Here is a 257-nt window from a genome sequence, read left to right on the forward strand (position 1 = left end):
CATTGTAAATCAAAAAGGTAAGGCAACGTCAAAACTTAGAAAAAAGCAGGAAGCGATAAATAAAGCACTTTCGGAAATTGCTGTTGCAATCGATGATATGTATGACACCGTTTATTTTGACGAGCTTGGCATTACGAGACTGTTCATTGATGAAGCTCACAATTTCAAAAACGTCCCGCTTGAAACAAAGGCAAACAACGTTCTCGGTATTAACAGTTCCGGCTCTAAAAGATGTCAGGATATGATGGACAAGGTTC

General features: G+C 38.9%; 1 protein-coding gene. It reads left to right on the forward strand.

The window, feature by feature from the left end:
- A partial coding sequence (locus P6709_RS20075) for a hypothetical protein (protein ID WP_278242660.1) occupies positions 1–257 on the forward strand: 257 nt, incomplete at both ends.

Origin of the sequence: Jeotgalibacillus sp. ET6, from assembly GCF_029667115.1 — a bacterium.
GTDB lineage: Bacteria > Bacillota > Bacilli > Bacillales > Jeotgalibacillaceae > Jeotgalibacillus.